Origin of the sequence: Aeromonas sp. QDB56 (assembly GCF_027705505.1) — a bacterium.
GTDB classification, from domain to species: Bacteria; Pseudomonadota; Gammaproteobacteria; order Enterobacterales; family Aeromonadaceae; genus Aeromonas; species Aeromonas caviae.
This window is the reverse complement of record NZ_JAPDBZ010000231.1, coordinates 1-2892: the sequence shown is the minus strand read 5'-3', so window position 1 is coordinate 2892 and position 2892 is coordinate 1. Positions and strand designations below refer to the sequence as shown.

Genomic DNA, 2892 nt, shown 5'->3' with positions numbered 1-2892 from the left:
AGAGAAAATCCAAGCAAAACAACACGTTAGACGGTATTATTAATTCGCTTGCCGCTTAAGGTTCTGTACATGAGGGATGACTGCGGTGCCATTACAACGCTGGCTTGCGGCCAATCCAAACCAGTTGGCTGCATGATTCCCAGCTCATAGCAGGCAGAAGCAAGCACCAACGTCTGCTCATCCTCACTCTGCTCCACCACACCTTGCATACGTATAACCAGTTCGGCCAATTCGCAGTCCTGAGGCAAGCGACAGGTATTTGCGTCATGTAGCGTCAGTGCCATATCAGAAATCTTGTCATACCAGGCTAAACGCTCACGCCAACTAGCCGGGATCCCTTCTTCGCCATAATAGGCACCGGCCAGTTGGCCATAGATAGCAGCCACAGTGTCGGCATCATCCCCTAGATTGGCAGCCAGCAAAGCACCTTCGGCAAATGTAGTGCTATGCCAGAAACTCCATAGTGCCGCCTCCAGGCTGTGCACAACATAACCACTACTGGAAATCTCGTGACGAGTCTTGTGGCGATAAGTTCCACACGCGATCGCGTCTATCTCCTCCGGCAATACTCCCAACGCACTCAACTCAGACTCTGTCAGTTTCAGAACCGCATCTTTGCCAGCATCTTGGGAGGGATCGATGAGCAACGCCTTATCAATAAACAGTGCCATCAACTGACACGCCGCAACGGCCCGAGCCTCACCATGGGTAGTACGAGAACTCAGTGCAACCATATTCAAGAGATATTGCAGAGCATTCTCTCTTTTTTGCACCCTATGCTGACTGTAAAAGAGCACAATGGGCGCTAATCGCATCAAGCTGCCGTTTCCTGCACTCATGGCATCTTCACTGCCAGGATAAGGGTCGCCACTATGACCATACTGGCGTAGTGCCCTTCTGACGGTACTACCAATGTCAAAGCAATAACCTGTCACTGAGTTTTCACCCTGCCGATACCAACGTTGATAGCGAGCTAACTGATCGAGTGGATCATGTCGATGACATGCCAACAGGCTGTCAGCCAAACACAAGGCCATGCTGGTATCATCGGTCCATTGACCAGCTTCGAGCTTAAATGGCCCCCCCCCGATCATATCTGTCAATGCCGTGTAACTATCACGGGGAGCAAACTCTAGGGTTGTACCCAATGCATCGCCAATAGCGAGGCCAAGCAGACATCCCTTGGCGGCACTCTGTCTGTTTTTCATACGTGTAATGTCCATGGAAGAGATATATGCACCAACGCTCCGGCAAGACTGAAGACTGTTGCGAGCGAATGATGCAGAAAAGCCCTATAAAAGAAGGAGTAGCATCCCCTTGCAACCTGCTGATTAACAGCCGAGCGCATCCTCACGCAGGGTGCCCTGTTTGCCATCGTCACACCGGTAGCGGGTATGGCCCAATGCATCTTGCCGATAGGTGCAGTTGGCCGCTTGCGCAGGATGAGCAAACAACCAGCCCGCCAGCACACCGAACAGGGCTAACCCACGCCACCTCGCTCGTGGTGACTGTCGGCCAAGGTGAACCTGATCTCGATGCTGTCGTCTGCGGTCCATCGCCGGTTTCCTCTGATGTGTACCTAGTTAAGGGTACTGTGTTCGCCGCCCTGCTCCGATACTGAGGTTTTGCACATGTACCATTTTCAGGCAGATGTTCGCGGCTCTGCTGCGAGCATGTTGCAGCCCGTTGCCGCAAAACCGGGTTGCAGGGGCTAGCCACCCACGCCCCTTCCCACTGGCGGTGGGTTACTCCGTTTGCGCAGTCGGTTTTCTACGTTTAATGCGCCACTCATGCTGACAGAGGGTGCAACACCGCTCCATCGAGTAGCCGATCTCAATGTAGCAGCCCCCCAATGCCACTTCACGGCGATCGCTCATCGCGACCAATTCTTCAGACGGCATGCCATAGACGATATCAACACCACTCTTTTGCCTGCAGGCCGGGCAGATATATTTCCTTCGTCTCGTCATCTTCCATTGACCATGTTGTTACCGATTGAGGCCATGCTACGCGATCCTGGCCAACCAAAACTTGCGTTGATGCAAACATTGGGTTTTATAATGGCTGTATGGATATACAGCCTTGCAGCATGATGAACCTACTCACCCCAGACCTTTCAGCCACTGAGGTGGCCATGCCGCTGTTCTTGCAGCGGGCCTCTTGCGGCTTTCCCAGCCCCGCCAGCGACTATCTGGAAGGCAGTCTCGATCTCAATCGTCACTGCATCAGCCATCCGGCCGCCACCTTCTACCTGCGTGCCGAGGGGGAGAGCATGACCGGGGTCGGTATCTTTCCCGGTGATGTGTTGGTGGTCGATAAGAGCCTGACCGCCCGCCACGGTGACGTGGTGATTGCACTGCTCGATGGCGGCTTTACGGTGAAGATCTTGCAACTCACCCCCCGGCTCGCGTTGCTGCCCGCCAACCCAGCCTTTGCCCCGCTGGCGGTGGATGCCGAGCAAGGGTTTGAGCTGTTCGGGGTGGTGACCCATGTGATCGGTAATTTGAGGCAGCGTGATGGCCATTGCGCTGGTTGATGTTAATAACTTCTACGCCAGTTGTGAGCGGCTGTTTCGCCCCGAGCTGCGTGGGCGACCACTGGTGGTGCTCTCCAACAACGATGGCTGCGTGGTGTCTCGCTCTTACGAAGCCAAGGCGATGGGCATCAAGATGGGGGTGCCCTACTTTCAGATACGCGAGCCGTTTGAGGCGCATGGCGGGGTGGCGTTCAGCTCCAATTATGCCCTCTATGGTGATATGTCGAGCCGGGTGATGAGCACGCTGGAGACCATGGCCCCTGAGCTGGAGGTCTACTCCATCGATAAGAGTAAGTTGTATAGTGCGGACGCCTAAGCTATTGAGTTCTATCTATGGACATTGTTAAGCGTCCCAG

3 protein-coding genes and 1 pseudogene are annotated in these 2892 nt (G+C 54.4%); 2 read left to right on the top strand and 2 right to left on the bottom strand.

All coding sequences use genetic code 11. The features are described from left to right. Nucleotides 1-26: 26 nt before the first annotated feature. Entirely contained in the window at nucleotides 27-1208 is a 1182-nt protein-coding gene (locus tag OKB81_RS19890; protein WP_270805407.1) for an ADP-ribosylglycohydrolase family protein, read from the bottom strand. A gap of 123 nt (nucleotides 1209-1331) precedes the next feature. Beyond that, complete coding sequence (locus OKB81_RS19885) at nucleotides 1332-1556, bottom strand: hypothetical protein (protein WP_139127925.1); 225 nt, start codon at nucleotides 1554-1556, stop codon at nucleotides 1332-1334. A 536-nt stretch (nucleotides 1557-2092) separates the two neighbouring features. Here OKB81_RS19885 and umuD point away from each other — a divergent pair. Next, a complete protein-coding gene (gene umuD / locus OKB81_RS19880) occupies nucleotides 2093-2536 on the top strand; it encodes a translesion error-prone DNA polymerase V autoproteolytic subunit (RefSeq protein WP_069785121.1) in 444 nt (147 codons plus the stop codon). Beyond that, a pseudogene (locus OKB81_RS19875) lies at nucleotides 2517-2834 on the top strand (Y-family DNA polymerase); the annotation flags it as partial. The gene umuD and the pseudogene OKB81_RS19875, both read left to right, overlap by 20 nt. Nucleotides 2835-2892: the final 58 nt, after the last annotated feature.

Coding starts and splice junctions, on each gene's coding strand:
- OKB81_RS19890 (WP_270805407.1), bottom strand. CDS start 1,208: ATGAAAAACAGACAGAGTGCCGCCAAGGGATGTCTGCTTGGCCTCGCT.
- umuD (WP_069785121.1), top strand. CDS start 2,093: ATGAACCTACTCACCCCAGACCTTTCAGCCACTGAGGTGGCCATGCCG.
- OKB81_RS19885 (WP_139127925.1), bottom strand. CDS start 1,556: ATGGACCGCAGACGACAGCATCGAGATCAGGTTCACCTTGGCCGACAG.